General features: G+C 63.0%; 18 protein-coding genes. 11 read left to right on the forward strand and 7 right to left on the reverse strand.

The features are described 5' to 3' along the window. Nucleotides 1–46: 46 nt before the first annotated feature. Nucleotides 47–853: an alpha/beta fold hydrolase gene (locus tag ABH939_RS21740; RefSeq protein WP_404650120.1), complete on the reverse strand. Its 807-nt coding sequence runs from the start codon at nucleotides 851–853 to the stop codon at nucleotides 47–49. A gap of 75 nt (nucleotides 854–928) precedes the next feature. On the opposite strand from ABH939_RS21740, the gene ABH939_RS21745 reads away from it, so the two are divergent. Further along, entirely contained in the window at nucleotides 929–1690 is a 762-nt protein-coding gene (locus tag ABH939_RS21745) for a DUF2127 domain-containing protein (protein ID WP_404650121.1), read from the forward strand. Here ABH939_RS21745 and ABH939_RS21750 read toward each other — a convergent pair. Then, nucleotides 1674–2813, reverse strand: coding sequence for a cation:proton antiporter (locus ABH939_RS21750; protein WP_030536077.1), 1140 nt, complete (start codon nucleotides 2811–2813; stop codon nucleotides 1674–1676). The two genes, ABH939_RS21745 and ABH939_RS21750, sit on opposite strands and share 17 nt — an antisense overlap. Nucleotides 2814–2820: 7 nt before the next feature. After that, on the reverse strand, nucleotides 2821–3279 hold the full coding sequence (locus ABH939_RS21755; protein ID WP_404650122.1) for a hypothetical protein: 459 nt from the start codon (nucleotides 3277–3279) through the stop codon (nucleotides 2821–2823). Nucleotides 3280–3428: 149 nt separating this feature from the next. On the opposite strand from ABH939_RS21755, the gene ABH939_RS21760 reads away from it, so the two are divergent. Then, nucleotides 3429–3860 (forward strand): cupredoxin domain-containing protein, encoded by a 432-nt coding sequence (locus ABH939_RS21760; protein WP_404650123.1) that lies wholly within the window; start codon nucleotides 3429–3431, stop codon nucleotides 3858–3860. An 81-nt stretch (nucleotides 3861–3941) separates the two neighbouring features. Further along, nucleotides 3942–5732, forward strand: coding sequence for a CocE/NonD family hydrolase (locus tag ABH939_RS21765; RefSeq protein WP_054187524.1), 1791 nt, complete (start codon nucleotides 3942–3944; stop codon nucleotides 5730–5732). 18 nt (nucleotides 5733–5750) lie between these two features. Here ABH939_RS21765 and paaI read toward each other — a convergent pair whose 3' ends face one another. From paaI to ABH939_RS21785, 4 genes are all read right to left on the reverse strand, one after another. Continuing rightward, a complete protein-coding gene (gene paaI / locus ABH939_RS21770; protein WP_153211892.1) occupies nucleotides 5751–6119 on the reverse strand; it encodes a hydroxyphenylacetyl-CoA thioesterase PaaI in 369 nt (122 codons plus the stop codon). Nucleotides 6120–6185: 66 nt separating this feature from the next. Next, nucleotides 6186–6497, reverse strand: coding sequence for an EthD family reductase (locus tag ABH939_RS21775; protein WP_003943191.1), 312 nt, complete (start codon nucleotides 6495–6497; stop codon nucleotides 6186–6188). Nucleotides 6498–6503: 6 nt separating this feature from the next. After that, nucleotides 6504–8546, reverse strand: a complete 2043-nt coding sequence (gene paaZ / locus ABH939_RS21780; protein ID WP_387388310.1) for a phenylacetic acid degradation bifunctional protein PaaZ — start codon at nucleotides 8544–8546, stop codon at nucleotides 6504–6506. 88 nt (nucleotides 8547–8634) lie between these two features. Then, on the reverse strand, nucleotides 8635–9246 hold the full coding sequence (locus tag ABH939_RS21785; RefSeq protein ID WP_007730612.1) for a TetR/AcrR family transcriptional regulator: 612 nt from the start codon (nucleotides 9244–9246) through the stop codon (nucleotides 8635–8637). Between the two features lie 107 nt (nucleotides 9247–9353). Between ABH939_RS21785 and ABH939_RS21790 the strand changes: the two genes are divergently transcribed. From ABH939_RS21790 to paaE, 8 genes are all read left to right on the forward strand, one after another. Beyond that, entirely contained in the window at nucleotides 9354–10082 is a 729-nt protein-coding gene (locus tag ABH939_RS21790) for an enoyl-CoA hydratase/isomerase family protein (RefSeq protein ID WP_378504948.1), read from the forward strand. Next, nucleotides 10079–10936: a 3-hydroxyacyl-CoA dehydrogenase family protein gene (locus ABH939_RS21795; RefSeq protein WP_378504949.1), complete on the forward strand. Its 858-nt coding sequence runs from the start codon at nucleotides 10079–10081 to the stop codon at nucleotides 10934–10936. The genes ABH939_RS21790 and ABH939_RS21795 overlap by 4 nt, the downstream gene beginning before the upstream one ends. 27 nt (nucleotides 10937–10963) lie before the next feature. Next, nucleotides 10964–11749: an enoyl-CoA hydratase-related protein gene (locus ABH939_RS21800; protein ID WP_003942988.1), complete on the forward strand. Its 786-nt coding sequence runs from the start codon at nucleotides 10964–10966 to the stop codon at nucleotides 11747–11749. Between the two features lie 92 nt (nucleotides 11750–11841). Then, entirely contained in the window at nucleotides 11842–12810 is a 969-nt protein-coding gene (gene paaA, locus ABH939_RS21805; protein ID WP_373936656.1) for a 1,2-phenylacetyl-CoA epoxidase subunit PaaA, read from the forward strand. Continuing rightward, nucleotides 12807–13124 (forward strand): 1,2-phenylacetyl-CoA epoxidase subunit PaaB, encoded by a 318-nt coding sequence (gene paaB, locus ABH939_RS21810; RefSeq protein ID WP_003942879.1) that lies wholly within the window; start codon nucleotides 12807–12809, stop codon nucleotides 13122–13124. Before paaA ends, paaB begins: the two co-directional genes overlap by 4 nt. 28 nt (nucleotides 13125–13152) lie before the next feature. Continuing rightward, nucleotides 13153–14070: a 1,2-phenylacetyl-CoA epoxidase subunit PaaC gene (gene paaC, locus ABH939_RS21815; protein WP_378504950.1), complete on the forward strand. Its 918-nt coding sequence runs from the start codon at nucleotides 13153–13155 to the stop codon at nucleotides 14068–14070. A 65-nt stretch (nucleotides 14071–14135) separates the two neighbouring features. Next, a complete protein-coding gene (gene paaD / locus ABH939_RS21820; RefSeq protein ID WP_314677238.1) occupies nucleotides 14136–14594 on the forward strand; it encodes a 1,2-phenylacetyl-CoA epoxidase subunit PaaD in 459 nt (152 codons plus the stop codon). A gap of 4 nt (nucleotides 14595–14598) precedes the next feature. Next, nucleotides 14599–15678 (forward strand): 1,2-phenylacetyl-CoA epoxidase subunit PaaE, encoded by a 1080-nt coding sequence (paaE, locus tag ABH939_RS21825; RefSeq protein ID WP_378504951.1) that lies wholly within the window; start codon nucleotides 14599–14601, stop codon nucleotides 15676–15678. Nucleotides 15679–15697: the final 19 nt, after the last annotated feature.

Genomic DNA, 15697 nt, shown 5'->3' on the forward strand with positions numbered 1-15697 from the left:
GGATTGTCGAGTGGCTTCTATCTCATAGGACGCCGCGTCCAGCAGGTTACTGTGCGAAACTGCCGAGGAATCGTTGCAACAGTGGGTTGTACACCTCAGGGGCTTCCCAGAACGCTGCATGCCCCACACCGGGAATCACGTGATACGTGCCCTCCCAGAGATTCGCGAAGGTCAACGACGCGACATACGACGTGTTCACGAACGGGTCCTCGGCGCCGTCGATCACCGCGAGAGGCACAGACGCCGTTGCAACCAGAGCCTTCTGATCCGATTCGCGGCCGGCGCCGAATGCGTCGAACATGATCTTGCGAGCGCGTCCGTCCGTGCGTATCGCGGCGTCGAGGGCAGCCTGCTCGAAGGGAACGGCGGTCATTCGTGCGTAGAGGTCGGCTTCTTGCGCGGTGATGACCTCGGTGCCGCCGATGGACAATCCGTCGCCGGCATTGAAGGCGTCGCCGAGCGTCTCGGGATTTGTCGGCGGCGTACCGGTGATGACGATTCCGGTGAGCCCGGGGAATTTCGCGATCAACTCGAGAGCGATGTGTCCGCCGAGCGACCAGCCGACGACAACGGCTCTTTCGACGCCGAGTTCGGTCAGAACATCGACGATGGCGTCGGCGTAACCGTTCTGCGTGTATGCGGCTTCGGGATCGCTCGCGTCCTCGGAGTCGCCGTGGCCGAGTAGGTCCAGAGTGATCATGCGGTAGTCGCCGGCCCAGTCGGCGTCGACCTGATGACGGAAGATGGAGCGGCTGGCCGAGTTCCCGTGGATGAAGACAACCGGAAAACCGTCGGTGGCACTGTCGTCGACTGCCATGACGCCATGCCGGGTTTCGATCTTGGTGGTTGTCATCGGAATCCTCATCGTTCGAAGTGCACGGTCAGCGGGTATCCACGCTACCGGGCATATGCGGCATAGAGTTCACCCGTGGACTTCGCATTGCGCTCGTGCAGTTGGCACGGTCACGAGACCTACGCTCCGGACGAACCGGAATTGCGGGATCGACTACATGTGGATACTGCGGTGGGTCAGGCGTGGCGGTGCCTACGTTGCGGCAACTTCGTCCCGGGAGCGCCCCGAGCATCGGGACCGGCGGACGCCGCCCCCGAGGTTCCGCGGGGGAGGCTGCTTCGCGACCGGTTGATCATGCGACTTCTCGCCATCGAGAGAATGTTCCGCGCTCTGGGTTTGGTTCTTCTGGCGATCGGTGTGTTCGAACTGAGATCGTCGAAGGGTCGCGCCGAGGACGCCTTCGAGAACGAATTGCCGTTGATCAGGCCACTTGCCCGTCAATTGGGCTGGAACATCGACGATTCCAAACTGGTCCATCACATCGAGCAGGCGTTTTCGTTGTCCGCTACGACGCTCACCTGGATCGCAGTCGGGCTGTTGGTCTACGCCGGCCTTCAAGTGATCGAGGCAGTCGGCCTGTGGATGGTCGAACGCTGGGGCGAGTACTTCGCGGTGGTGGCGACCAGCTTGTTCCTGCCCCTCGAAATCTACGAATTGACCGAGAAGATCACGTGGTTGAGGGCCGGGTTGCTGCTGGTGAACATCGCTGCCGTCGTATGGCTGATCTGGAGCAAGCGACTCTTCGGTGTCCGCGGCGGCGGCGCGGCGTATCACGCCGAACATTCGGAGGAGAGCTTGCTGACGGTGGAGAGGGCCGCGGTCAAGCAGGCTTCGTGAGACCAGCTTTCGACGCGGCAGCACCCGCCAGCGTTGCTGCACCGATCGTGATCATGGCGGCGAGGAGGATGGCTGCGGGTTCACCGTCGCCCATCACCCCCAATTGAGTGCCCACCGTAACTGCGGCAACCGGTACTCCCAGTTGTGCGGCGGACAGCACGCCGAGAGGGAGCGGGAGACCGAGGGCGCGTATCGCGGCGTGAACCACGAGAGTTGCTCCGCCCAAGACCAATCCGAGCCAGATGGCGGACGGATGGGTGACGAGGTCGCGCAGATTGATCGCCGCTCCCAACCAGACGAAGAAGAGGGGGGCGAAGAAGCCGTCGGTGATGGCGAAGAGCTGTTTGGCGAGGCGGCGGGGTTCACCGATCGCGGCAAGAACGAGCCCGAAGGCGAAGCCCGCGAGCATGATAGACACGTGCGTGCTCGACGCCAGCGCTGCCAGAGAAAAGAGGATCACCAGATTGATCCGGAGTTCGAGTGCAAACTTTCGTTTCTCCGAGAATTTGTGGAGCCTTCGCCAATGGCCGGACCGGTGGAAGGCTCGCAGTACGAAGAACAAGGCAACCGCACACGCCGCCACAGCCAGTGCGCCGACACCGGCACGAGGGGCATTGTCCGGATCGATCACCAAAGGCAGCGCGACAATGCAGACGGTGTCCGCGATCGCAACCTGGGCAGTCATCTGCAGAACCGAGGTTCCACCGAGCCCCAGCGAATCGACGATGGGGAGAATCAACGCCGCGGACGACGACGCGATCAGGACCGCGTACAGCGCGGCGTGACCGGTGCCGAATGCCGTCGCCGCACCGTAGCCGGCAACAACCGACAGAAGTCCGACGACAACCGAGCGAACGGCACCCTTGCCGATTGCCGCACGGACTGCCGGATCGCGAACCGGGACGTGTGAGCCGGCCACCATCATCGTGAGCGCGAATCCGATATCGGCCAGGAACGTGAAAGTTTGGTCCGAAGAGTCGAGCAGCCCGAAACCGGTGACACCGAAGACGACGCCCGCGGCAAGTTCGCCGACCACCACGGGGACATGCCAGCTGACGCGAGCGCCGAGCAGCGGGCCGAGAATGCCGGCCAGCGCGACGAGGGCAAGGATGCCGAAGGTCATCGACGACCTACGAGTTAACTGTCGAGGGTGCGATCTTCGCGGGGATGGCGGTGTTCTCGTCCACGTAGTAGCTCGCACAGACACGGTGGTAGCCGTCGGCGATCTGCGCCGGTACTCCGGCGCGGAAGTCTCCCTGCACCAGCAGGATCGGCGACAGCGCGATCCCCTTGCGGATCTTCAACAGGTCGGCAGCAACGTGTGGGTTGTCGACCGGAAGCAGAGGGAGCCCAGCAGCCCGCAGGATGTCTTTGGCCTTCTTCGAGACCAGCGTCGCCGTCTTGAGGGCGTACACGAGAGCTTGGACCTGAACCGGCGTCGCGCCCAACTGGAGGTAATCGCGGGCCGCCGGGTAGTCGTGCTCGTCCGGCAGGTCCTTCCAGAGGACTGCGGGCGCCTTCGCCGCGGGTGCTTTTGACGCTACCGGCGCCTTCGTCTTGGCTGCCTTCGACGTTTTGCTCTTGGCCATCTGTGCTGTTTCCTTCAGTGTCGGTCCGCGAGTGGAGCTGGTGCAGAAATCGTGCACTATCAGCGCCGCAGGCACCACATCGGAGCTGTTTGGCCCCCTAGGCGGCGGGTAATCAGCAGACTGCGGGGGAACGAGCAGGAGGCGAAGCAATGAAGCGGATTCTCGCAGTGCTCGCAGCGCTGATCCTGGCGGTGTTCGCACTGACCGCGTGCAGTGACAACAACGATTCGTCGGACAACGATTCGGCCGATCACGACGGCATGGCGATGACCAGTATGCCGACCAGTATGTCGATGCCGAGCATGCCTCTGGGTATGTCGACGCCGGGAGCGTCGTCGATGGGAATCGTGATCAGCGGCTTCGAGTATTCGACACCGGAGTCGGTGATGCCTGGTCAGGTACTGACCATTCAGAACAACGACACCGTCGAACACTCGGTCACGTCCGATACGGCAGGACTGTTCAGTGAGGACATCGAGGCGGGCGAGACGGAAACCATCACGGTGCCGAACGAGCCGGGAACGTACACGTTCCACTGCACCTATCATCCGAGCATGCGCGGCACCTTGACGGTCAAGTAGAGGTCGGCTCGGTCTGGCGTGACTTTCGCGAGAAAACGTTGGCGGCACGCGCCGGATTGAGCTGGTGGAGAACAGATCCGGGTGTACGGTTTTCAGGTGCGCCGGAGAATTGCGATCAGTGTCGTCACGCTCGTGGTTTGCGCCCTCGGCTTTTCGCCGCCGGCGCTCGCGGATTCACCGAACGGCTCGTATTCGTCACAGCTGCTGTACTTCTCGGTCGATGTCGGGCCTGAACTCTCGACGCCGTGCACCGTCGTCGGTGAACTCTTTGTTCCCGATGGTGTCGACGCTGACAACCCAGCTCCCGCGATCCTGACCACCAACGGGTTCGGCGGTTCGTACAAGGACCAGATTCCTGCCCTGCAGAACTTCGCCGAGAACGGGTATGTCGGACTGACGTATTCGGGATTGGGTTTCGGCGGCACGAGTTGCAAGATCACACTCGACTCTCCCGCATACGACGGTATCGCCGCTTCCCAGTTGGTCAGCTTCCTCGGCGGCCAAGAAGGGATTGCCTTCACGGATCAGGCTCTGACGCAGCCCTATCCGGCGCTCACCACGGTCGTTCAGGACTCCGTCGATCACACCGGTGCACCGTCGACGAACGACCCGCGGGTCGGAATGACGGGTGGCTCTTACGGCGGCGGCATTCAATTCGCCGCCGCGAGTGTCGATCCCCGCATCGACACCATCATCCCCATGATCACCTGGAACGATCTCTCGTATTCTCTGGCGCCCAACAGCACCGGGACCATCTCCGGAGTGTCGACTGCGGAGCCGGGAGCAGCGAAGGTGCTCTTTGCATCGCTGCTCTTCGGCGCGGGCATCGCGAATCCCGGTGTGGACGGTTACATCGCAGATCCCGCACGGCTACCCGGCTGCCCGAACTACGTCCCTTACATGTGCAACGCGATCGCCGAGGCAGTGGTGACCGGCGATATCGGACCGCAAGTAGTGAGTGAGCTCCGAGCGTCGTCGGTCTCGTCGTTCGTCGACCGGATCAACATTCCGGTACTGCTTGCTCAGGGGCAACAGGACACCCTGTTCGATCTGAACGAGGCAACCGCGACTTACGACGCGCTGAAGGATCGTGGCGTCGATGCCAAGATGATTTGGCATTCGTGGGGGCACAGCCACTTGGCCGCTGCGCCGGGCGAGTTCAGCTTCTCCGCACCCGACGAGGATACCCAGTACGAGACCGGTCGCTTCATGGACTGGTTCGATCACTACCTCAAGGACGAGAACACGGAGACCGGCCCGGAATTCGCGTATTTCCGCAACTGGATCGACTACGAGGGAAACGCGGCACCGGCCTACGCGACGTCCGACACCGTCGATGTCGGGACCGCTCGCGCCTTCCATCTGTCCGCTGACGGGGGACTGCTACCGGACGGCACGCCGGTGATACCGGGTTCGAAGACGATCGTCACCGCACCGGCTGGGCTGCCGACGGGCGTAGAGCCACTCAATATCAATCCGGCCGGAAACATTCCGAATGCACAGATTCCGGGAACCGAGGCGCTCTGGACCACTGCGCCGATGACCGAGGCTATGGACGTGGTGGGAGCCCCCACTGTGACGCTGCGTGTTGCGGCGCCCGGACAGCCGGTGGTGTTCGCGAAACTCTACGACGTGGCTCCGGACGGAACTTCCTCGCTGATCAACGGACTCATCGCGCCCATACGCATCAGTGACCCGTCGCAGCCGGTGCCGGTGACGATGCCGGCGATAGTGCACCGATTCGAGCCAGGGCATTCCGTGCGTCTCGCGATCACCGGTGGCGACATCAGTTTCCGTGGGGGACTGCAAGGTATGCCGGTGACGATCTTTGCCGACGGTTCCGGCCCCCTCGAACTTCCCGTCGTGGGCTGATACACCGTGGGCTGAATTTCAGCGGGTGATGGTTCGACTGTCGCCGCGGAACTCGGCCACGACGGTGTTGCCGTTGCGAACGGTCACGTCGTAGATCCCACTTCGGCCGCCTCGAGCCTTCTCGGTGGCGATCGCGGTCAAGGTGTCGCCCAGACGGGTCGGACGCAGAAATCTGATGTCCGCGCGCGCTGCAACGGCTGAATCCTCGTAGCCGTTGCAGGCGAGCGCAAACGCGGTGTCCGCGAGCAGGAAAACATAACCGCCGTGTGTGATTCCGTGACCGTTCACCATGGTTTCGCCCACGGTGACGGTCACGGTTGCGCTACCGGGCGCCAGCTCGGAAATCTCGATACCGAGTGCCTGCGATGCCTGGTCCGCGTCGAACATCTCTCTGGCGGTGATGCTTCCTGTACTCACGAGACAACTCCTGTGGGATCGGAGAATTGCAGGGGTCTAGAGGACCGAGACAACTTCCTGGACGTACATGTCGACTGTGCCGGTGGCAAAGTTTGCGACATCTTTTCCAGCGGCGCCCATCTCCGGGGACTTCAGGCCGCTCTGCATCGTCTCGAGATCGGGAAATACGAGGTTGGCGACGGCATAGAAGACTGGATCGGAGCCGTCCAGCGTCGAGCACTTGCTGAACGTGAAGTCCGAGAGCCCTGGCACTGCGCTGGCGAGCGGGACGTGGATCTCGTTGTAGTACTTGTCGAAAGCCTCCGGATCGGTGGGGCGTCCGTAACACACTGCTACTCGATAGGTCATGTGCTTTCAATTCCCTTCGGGGCGAGTCTTGGCTACCAGAGTCAGGACGTCGTATGTCGCGACCGGATCGTTGTCCTGGTTCGTCACCACGGCGTCCCAACGAACCTCACCGTAGTCGGCGCTGCTGCGAGGTGTGATGGTCTTGGCTGTGAGGGTGACCGTCAGGCTGTCGTCGGCTTTCACCGGGGTCAGGAACCTGAGGCTGTCCACGCCGAAGTTCGCGAGAACCGGGCCGGGAGCCGGGTCGACGAACAGGCCCGCAGCGAGTGAGACAACAAGATAGCCGTGCGCGACGATGCCGCCGAAGAGTGGATTCGCCGCAGCGGCCACCGGATCGGTGTGAGCGTAGAAGGTGTCACCGGTGAACTCCGCAAAATGATCGATGTCTGCGAGTGTGACCTGGCGCGGACCGCCGACAACAGTGTCACCGATCTTCAACTCGGCGAGACTCTTTCGGAATGGATGTTCGGATCCGGTCGTGCGCTGCGATCCGGTGAACCAGCGCTCGCCGACCGCGGTGAGCACGTCGGGTGTGCCCTGTACGGCGGTCCGCTGCATGTGGTGCAGAACTCCGCGGATGCCACCCAGCTCCTCACCGCCGCCGGCACGGCCCGGACCGCCGTGTACGAGGACTGGAAGGGGAGAGCCGTGGCCGGTGGATTCCTTGGCGTCGTCGCGGTTCAGCACGAGCACTCTGCCGTGAAAAGCTGCGAGGCCCAGCACCAGTCGACGTGCGATGTCGGTGTCGGCAGTGACCACCGAGGCGACGAGGCTTCCCTCGCCACGAGCCGCGAGTCCGATCGCATGATCGATGCCGTCGTATCCGATGACGGTGCTGACGGGTCCGAAGGCCTCCAGTTCGTGTACCTCGTGCGCATTCTCTTCCGCCCGGAGAAGGACAGGGGAAAGGAAGGCTCCTGACTGGCCGTCGGCACCGACCACGTCGACGTTGTCCGGGTCTCCGAATACGATAGTTGCCGACTTCGTCAGACCGCGAATGGATTTCAAGACCTCGTCACGCTGTTCGATGCTGGCGAGAGCTCCCATAGTGACGCCATCAGCATCGGGGTGTCCCACGACCACTTTGTTCAGTCGCTCGGATGCGGCATCGACAACGGCGTCGACCAGCGAGAGCGGGACCAGGGCGCGCCGGATCGCCGTGCACTTCTGGCCCGCCTTGACCGTCATCTCGGTGACGAGTTGTTTGACGTACAAATCGAATTCGGGCGTTCCTGGTACGGCGTCCTCGCCGAGGATCGACGCGTTGAGTGAATCGGCTTCGGCATTGAAATGGACGCCCTTGCCGACGACGTTCGGGTGAGCACGCAGCGTTGCCGCGGTGTCGGCGGATCCGGTGAATGCCACTGAGTCCTGCCCGCCGAGGTGATCGAGGAGGCCGCGTGCACTACCGGAGAGCAGTTGGACGGAACCCTCTGGAAGCAAGCCTGACTCGATGATGCGCCGGAAGACGAGTTCGGTGAGATATGCCGTGGAACTGGCAGGTTTGACGATGGACGGCACCCCCGCGATGAATGCCGGTGCCAGCTTCTCCAGGAACCCCCACACCGGGAAATTGAAGGCGTTGATCTGCACGGCGACGCCGCGACGTGATGTATAGATGTGTTGCCCGAGGAAGGTTCCGCCCTTGCCGAGAGGCTCGACGTTTCCGTCCAGAAAGACTGTGCTGTCGGGCAATTCGCGCCGAGCCTTGCTCGCGTAGCTCAGCAGGGTCCCGAATCCGCCGTCGATGTCCACCCCGGAATCTCGCGTCGTCGCACCGGTGGCAGTGGAGAGTGTGTAGAACTCGGCTTTTCCTGCCATCAACGTGAGGGCGAGAGCCTTGAGCGCGCCGGCACGTTCGTGGAAGGTCATCGCGGACAGTGCAGGCCCGCCGACCTCGCGGGCGTACGTAACCATCTCGGCGAGGTCGATGCCGGTTGCGGAGATCCGGGCCACCTCCGATCCGTCCACTGCGCTCGGCAACGGGGTACCTGCGTCCGGTGCGGCGTACCACTGACCGGCCACATAGCTTTCCAACAGTCTGCTCACGACAACTCCATCTCACCGTACGTTCGGTCGGTAATTACGATCGCCCGGTAACGCCGCGTTGTCAAGGATTCGGCAGAACTGCCTGGAGTCAGGCCTTGCGAAGTCCGTCGAAAGTGACGGCGACGACCGCGTCGGCGATGTCGGAGACGGACTCACCCGCTCGGGGTTTGTACCACTCGATCAGTGAGTTGACGGTGCCGAACATCAGCTTGCTGGCGAGGGCTGGTTCGATGTCCGGGCGCAAGTCTCCCTCCGCTGCGGCGGACGCGACGAGACCTCCGACGAAGTTGTCGAATTCGCGTCGACGAGCTAGCGCGGCGCGCTCGACCGTCGTGTTGCCGCGGACGCGCAGGAGCAGGGTGACGTATGGAAGCTCTGCGACCAGCACCTCTACGCTGCGCCGGACCAGGTATTCGAGCCGGTCGATGTACGGACCGGTGGTGGCGCCCTCTTCGGTCGTGACCGCAAACAGGGCGTTGAGTGCACGCGAAAGGGCGAGTTCGAGAAGTTCTGACTTTCCGGACACATGGTGGTAGATCGAGGACTTCGTGATGCCGAGTTTCTTGGCGAGCACCTCCATGCTGGCGCCGTCGTAGCCCTTGTCGTTGAACACCTTCACGGCCACGGCCAGGAGCGAATCGAGGTCGTAGCCGGGACGTCCGGGGAGGCCGGTGCGTCGAGTGGGGCGTGCCGTAGTCATGTCCCCATCTTCTCAGTTCGGGCAAAGCTGTGCACCATCCTCGTTCTCACCCTTGCCAAACGACCGAATGTTCGGTTACTAATGGAGAAGAGCGAGAAGGAGCGAATGTGAACACCCTGCACGTGGACGAGCGCGAGGATCGCGTCGTGGTCACCCTCGACAGGCCCGCGCAACGCAATGCGATCAACGCGGAAATGATCGACGAACTGCATCAGGTTTGTGGACGCCTCGAACGGGATCCGAAGCTGCTCCTGCTTGCGGGGTGCGGCGACCACTTCGCAGGCGGCGCTGACATCGCGGAGCTCCGAGAGCGCGGACGAGAGGAAGCGTTCGCGGGTATCAACCGCACGCTGTTCGACCGAATCGGAAAGCTCCCGCTTCCCACCGTGGCCGCCGTGAGCGGCTACGCGCTCGGCGGTGGGGCAGAGTTGACCTACGCCTGCGACATTCGCATCGCGACAACGACGGCGGTCTTCGGTAATCCCGAGCCCAATCTCGGCATAATGGCAGCCGCCGGCGCCAGCTATCGGCTGCCGAAGCTCGTCGGAGTCTCGATCGCGAAGCAGGTGCTCCTCGGTGCCAGGAACCTCGACGCCGAGCAGGCGCTACGAGCGGGCCTGGTTGTCGAGGTAACCGAACCGAACTGCCACGTCGACGCAGCGCATCGGCTGCTCGACCGCATTTCCCGACTGTCCCCGCTGGCACTGCGATTGACCAAGATCATCGTCGATGCGCCGGGATCGCATCCGTTTGCCGACGACATCGCCCAGGCCGTCCTGTTCGAGAGTTCGGACAAGCGCGATCGCATGACGGCCTTCCTGGAGAAGAAATCATGACTGAAGCAGTTGCACCGAAGACCGTCGGAGTCATCGGCGGTGGACGCATGGGTGCGGGTATCGCCCAGGTGTTCGCCAGTCTCGGCGGGGCGGTCACCATCGCGGAGAGTGGCGACACCGCGGCCGCGTTGCAGCGTGTTTCCGCCGGCCTCGACAGAGCTCACGAGCGAGGGAAACTCGACGACCAGGACCCCGCGACGGTGCTGGCGCGCGTGAGCGCCGTGGACGCAGTGACCTCGTTGCCACCGTCGCTCGACCTGATCGTCGAGGCGGTCCCGGAAATCGCGGCCCTCAAGGTCGAGGTGCTCGCCGCTGCGGAAACCGTTGCCGGAGAAAGCACCGTGATCGCCAGCAACACCAGTTCCATGTCGATCGCCGAACTCGGCGCAGCGCTGACGGATCCGGGCCGGTTCATCGGTATGCACTTCTTCAATCCAGTCCCGGCGTCGCTGTTGGTCGAGATCGTCCGGGCGCCTCAGACCCGCCCCGAGGTTGTCGACTCGGTACGAGCATGGGTGTCGATGCTCGGCAAAGCCGAGGTGCTCGTCAACGACTCACCTGGTTTTGCAACCAGCCGGCTTGGCGTCGGTCTCGGGCTCGAAGCCATCCGCATGCTCGAAGAAGGTGTGGCGGACGCGGAATCGATCGACCGAGCCATGGAATTGGGGTACCGGCATCCGATGGGGCCGCTTCGTTCGACAGATCTGGTCGGGTTGGATGTGCGCCTGGCGATCGCCGAACACCTCGCGAGCACTCTCGGTGATCGATTTACTCCTCCAGCATTGCTGCGAGAGAAGGTGGCTCGCGGCGAGTTGGGGCGCAAGACGGGACAGGGTTTTCACACATGGAGCTGAACCGAACTGCCTGCGAAAGGAACATCGATGACTGACGTGATTCGCTTGGAGATCGAGCGAGGTTTGGCGACAATCACTCTCGACCGGCCTGAGGCAGCCAATGCCGTCAACGGCGAAATGAAGTCTCAGCTGCTCGAAGCGTTGCTGCAGGTCCACGCGGACGCAGAGGTTCGAGCGGTGTTGATTCTCGCCGAAGGCAAGAACTTCTGCGTCGGTCAGGATCTGGGCGAGCACGCCGCAGCGTTGGATGCTGATCCTGCGCACGCGATGGATACCGTCGAGGCGCACTACAACCCCATCGTCACGGCGCTGTCGACGCTCTCTGTCCCGGTGGTGGTGGGTATCGGCGGAGCCTGCGTCGGGGCCGGGTTGGGAATCGCGTTGGCCGGAGACATCCGTGTCGTGGGGGCTCGCGCGAGCTTTGCGACGGCATTCACCGGCATCGGTCTGGCCAGTGACTCCGGGCTCAGTCATGCGCTCGTGCACGCGCTCGGACCTAGCCGCGCCAGTGGCCTGATGTTGCTCGGCGACAAGTTCGACGCGCAGAGCGCGCTGGAGTGGGGCTTGGTTCATCGCGTGGTGGCCGACGAGGACGTCGCAGCTGAGGCTCGGGTACTCGCGCGTCGGCTTGCCGACGGACCCACCGCGGCCTTCGCCCACGTGAAATCGCTGATCCGTGCCGTTGCTCCTGGGCTTTCCCGGACGCTGGCGGCCGAGGCGAACGCACAGGTGGAGCTGGGTTCCACGGCAGATCATCGAGGCGCAGTCACGGCTTTCCTGTCGAAGCAGAAGCCGGTTTTCGAGGGCCGCTGATTTCTGGTGCGGCGAAAGATTCTCTTGTGTGCTGGGACACCTCGGTGCATACTAGTTACCAACCGATCATTCGGTAATAAAAGGTAGGTACGATGACCAACGTGGAAGCTCCACAAGACCTGCAGAACCTGTTCGACGAGACGATCGCGGCAGACCAGCGCATCGAGCCTCGCGACTGGATGCCGGACGGCTACCGCAAGACTCTGATCCGTCAGGTTGCCCAGCATGCGCACTCCGAAATCATCGGAATGCAGCCCGAGGGAAACTGGCTCACCCGTGCGCCTTCGTTGCGACGCAAGGCGATCTTGATGGCGAAGGTCCAGGACGAAGCCGGGCACGGTCTGTATCTCTACTCCGCGGCCGAGACGCTCGGTGCCGATCGTGGCGATCTGACCACCAAACTGATCGAGGGAAAGCAGAAGTACTCCTCGATCTTCAACTATCCGACGCTGACATACGCCGACGTGGGTGTGATCGGCTGGCTGGTCGACGGAGCCGCTATCTGCAATCAGGTTCCGCTGTGCCGCAGCTCCTTCGGGCCGTATGCGCGCGCGATGATCCGTGTGTGCAAGGAGGAATCGTTCCATCAGCGGCAAGGCTTCGAACTGTTGGCGACGATGATGCGCGGCACGGAAGCTCAACGGGCAATGGTGCAGGAAGCCGTCGACCGATGGTGGTGGCCCGCTCTGATGATGTTCGGACCGCCGGACGACGAATCGCCGAACACCGAGCAGTCGATGAAGTGGCGCATCAAGCGGCACACGAACGACGAACTGCGGCAACGATTCGTGGACATGTCGATACCGCAGGCCGAGATACTCGGTGTGACCTTCCCTGATCCCGACCTGCGCTGGAACCCCGAGCGTGGCGCACACGATTTCGGCGAGCCGGACTGGAGCGAATTCATGGACGTGGTCCGCGGCAACGGAGCGGCGAGCGTCGAGCGGATCACCAATCGGAAAGCCGCACACGACAACGGGGCCTGGGTTCGCGACGCCGCGTTCGCCTTTGCACAGCGCGAGAGACTCGCGCACGATCGCACGACTGAGGAAACATCATGAGCGAGAACGATCAGGTACAGGGCGATCAGGTGCGCGGCGAATGGCCTTTGTACGAGGTATTTCTGAGGGGAAAGCGCGGACTGAACCACGTGCATGTCGGATCCCTGCGCGCGGCAGACGATCAGATGGCCCTACGCCACGCGCGCGACGTCTACACCAGACGTAACGAAGGCGTGAGCATCTGGGTCGTGCCGTCAGCGAACATCGTGGCTTCGAGTCCGGCAGAAAAGGATCCGTTCTTCGCGCCGAGCGGCGACAAGGTCTACCGGCACCCGACTTTCTACGACATCCCGGACTCCGTTCCGCACATGTGAGAATCACTTCGACTTCGAGGACCAACAGATGAACGATCACGACAGTGCCTACGACGGCCTGGTCGACGGCGACGGCCACGGTCAGTGGGCGTTCGGAACCAGCTTCGACGACCCCCTCGCCGGAGTCGACACCACGGTGCCGGATGACGTCGATCTCGGTGCGCTGGCGCGCTACTGCCTCATGCTCGGCGACGACGCGCTCGTCAGTTCGCAACGACTCGCCGAATGGTCGACGCGGGCACCGGAACTCGAAGAAGAGGTAGCTCTCGCGAATGTCGGCCTGGATCTGATCGGGCAGGCCAGGCTGCTGCTGGCTCGCGCGGCAGCAGCCGATTCCACTGTCGTTCCGTTCATCTCGGACACGTCGCCGGTGCCGGCTGAAGATGCGCTCGCCTTCTTTCGTGATCAGTTCGGTTTCCGTAACGTGAGACTGGTGGAACTCGCCAACGGCGACTTCGCGCACACGGTCGTTCGGCTCCTCGTGTTCTCGACCTGGCGGCTGGCGCTGTTCGATCGGCTCCGCACATCGCGGGACCCGGTCCTCGCGGCCGTGGCGAACAAGGGCGTCAAAGAACTGACCTATCATCGCGACTACGCGGCAAGATGGGTCGTCACCTTGGGTGCCGGCGCGGCAGAATCCAAGCGTCGGACTGCCGCGGCCCTGCTCGAGATCTTCCCGTTCGTGGACGAACTCTTTGTTCCCACCCAGGACGAACTCGTCTTGGCAGAAGTTGGCGTCGGAGTGGACCCGCGTACTGTTCGGCCGGAGTTCGACGCTGTTCTTGCCCAGGTCCTCCATGCAGCCGAAATGGAAGAGCCCCCTTCGCGTTTCTCCGGTTTCGTCGGCGGCCGCGGCGGGCGTGCCGGACTGCACACCGGGGCACTGGGGCTACTTCTCGCCGAAATGCAGAGCGTCGCTCGGGAGCATCCGGAAGGGGTGTGGTGACCGTGACTGCCGCTACCGTCTCTTCCGCTACTGTCTCTTCGGCGCAGGAGATCGTCGCCTCGGTGATGGATCCGGAGATGCCACTGTTGACCTTGGCCGATCTCGGCGTCATCCGATCGGTCGACGTCGAAGCGAACTTGGTCTGTGTGACAATCACTCCCACCTATTCCGGGTGTCCGGCGATGGCGACGATTCGAGACGACATCGAGCACAAGCTGACCGACGCGGGGTACGGCAGCGTCCAGATCAAGACTCAACTGTCGCCGCCTTGGAGTTCGGATTGGATCAGCGAAGAGGGGCTCGCGAAACTTCGGACGGCCGGGTACTCGGTGCCGGGGGCCGCGCCGCGTCGCACCTCCGGCCCGATCGCCTTGACCTTGACGGCCAAGCCGCGCGACATCCTGTGCCCCCAGTGCGGTTCGGCAAACACCAGACTGAGTTCGGAATTCGGTGCGACCCTGTGCAAAGCGCTCTATCGCTGCCTCGACTGTCTCGAGCCGTTCGATCACGTGAAGGAGATCTGAACAGATGAGTACCGCAACGACGAACCGGAACAAACCATTTCACCCGTTGACGGTCGCCGGTGTCGAATCACTGTGCGACGACGCAGTTGCCGTCACCTTCGACGTGCCTGCCGGTATCGCCGATCAATTCGACTTCGGCGCCGGGCAGTCACTGACACTGCGGCGGATGATCGACGGCGTCGAACACCGTCGCTCCTACTCGATCTGTGCACCGGTAGGGGCGTCTCCACGGGTGGGGGTTCGCGAAGTGGCAGACGGACTCTTCTCCTCCTGGTTGGTGCGAGACGTCAAGGCCGGGGATCGAATCGACGTCCAGGGCCCATCTGGCAATTTTGTCGCCGATCCGGCACTGGGTGGACGGCACGTTCTGATCGCGGCGGGCTCCGGAATCACGCCCATGTTGTCCATCGCTGCAACACTGCTGGTGAACCCCGAGGCCGATGTCACCCTGCTGTACGGGAACAGGCGCACCCGTTCGGTCATGTTCGCCGAAGAAATCGCCGACCTGAAGGACCGGTACGGTGCACGCCTGGACGTTATTCATGTTCTCTCTCGCGAGCCGCGCGAGGTCGAGTTGTTCTCGGGCCGTCTCGACGCCGACCGGTTGCGCGAGATCTTCACCTCTCTCGTTCCGTGCGACCAGGTCGACGGCTTCTGGTTGTGTGGTCCGTTCGGGATGGTCAACGACGCCCAGGAAGTACTGGCCGGCTTGGGAATTGCCAAGGATCGCATCCATCACGAGCTGTTCTACGTCGACGACGTCGCGCCGCCGGTCGCGGTGCATCGTGAGCCCGGAATTGTGGGACCAGGCAGCGAGGTCACCATCACGCTCGACGGTCGATCGACCACCGCGACACTTCCGCGAGACCAGTCGATTCTCGATGCAGCGGAACAGTACCGATCGGATCTGCCCTTCGCGTGCAAGGGCGGGGTCTGTGGAACGTGTCGCGCCAAGGTCACCTGCGGTGACGTCGAGATGCGCAGGAACTACGCACTCGAAGACTACGAAGTCGACGCGGGTTTCGTACTGACCTGCCAGACCTTCCCTGTCGGTGAACAGATAACAGTCGATTTCGACGCCTGACCGCCCGCACAGCGCCCTC

Source organism: Rhodococcus sp. 27YEA6, assembly GCF_044908235.1.
GTDB classification, from domain to species: Bacteria; Actinomycetota; Actinomycetes; order Mycobacteriales; family Mycobacteriaceae; genus Rhodococcus_F; species Rhodococcus_F qingshengii.

Coding starts and splice junctions, on each gene's coding strand:
- ABH939_RS21800 (WP_003942988.1), top strand. CDS start 10,964: ATGACTGACGTGATTCGCTTGGAGATCGAGCGAGGTTTGGCGACAATC.
- paaC (WP_378504950.1), top strand. CDS start 13,153: ATGAACGATCACGACAGTGCCTACGACGGCCTGGTCGACGGCGACGGC.
- ABH939_RS21740 (WP_404650120.1), bottom strand. CDS start 853: ATGACAACCACCAAGATCGAAACCCGGCATGGCGTCATGGCAGTCGAC.
- ABH939_RS21795 (WP_378504949.1), top strand. CDS start 10,079: ATGACTGAAGCAGTTGCACCGAAGACCGTCGGAGTCATCGGCGGTGGA.
- ABH939_RS21755 (WP_404650122.1), bottom strand. CDS start 3,279: ATGGCCAAGAGCAAAACGTCGAAGGCAGCCAAGACGAAGGCGCCGGTA.
- ABH939_RS21775 (WP_003943191.1), bottom strand. CDS start 6,497: ATGACCTATCGAGTAGCAGTGTGTTACGGACGCCCCACCGATCCGGAG.
- paaE (WP_378504951.1), top strand. CDS start 14,599: ATGAGTACCGCAACGACGAACCGGAACAAACCATTTCACCCGTTGACG.
- paaA (WP_373936656.1), top strand. CDS start 11,842: ATGACCAACGTGGAAGCTCCACAAGACCTGCAGAACCTGTTCGACGAG.
- ABH939_RS21760 (WP_404650123.1), top strand. CDS start 3,429: ATGAAGCGGATTCTCGCAGTGCTCGCAGCGCTGATCCTGGCGGTGTTC.
- ABH939_RS21750 (WP_030536077.1), bottom strand. CDS start 2,813: ATGACCTTCGGCATCCTTGCCCTCGTCGCGCTGGCCGGCATTCTCGGC.
- paaD (WP_314677238.1), top strand. CDS start 14,136: ATGGATCCGGAGATGCCACTGTTGACCTTGGCCGATCTCGGCGTCATC.
- paaB (WP_003942879.1), top strand. CDS start 12,807: ATGAGCGAGAACGATCAGGTACAGGGCGATCAGGTGCGCGGCGAATGG.
- ABH939_RS21785 (WP_007730612.1), bottom strand. CDS start 9,246: ATGACTACGGCACGCCCCACTCGACGCACCGGCCTCCCCGGACGTCCC.
- paaI (WP_153211892.1), bottom strand. CDS start 6,119: ATGTTCGACGCGGACCAGGCATCGCAGGCACTCGGTATCGAGATTTCC.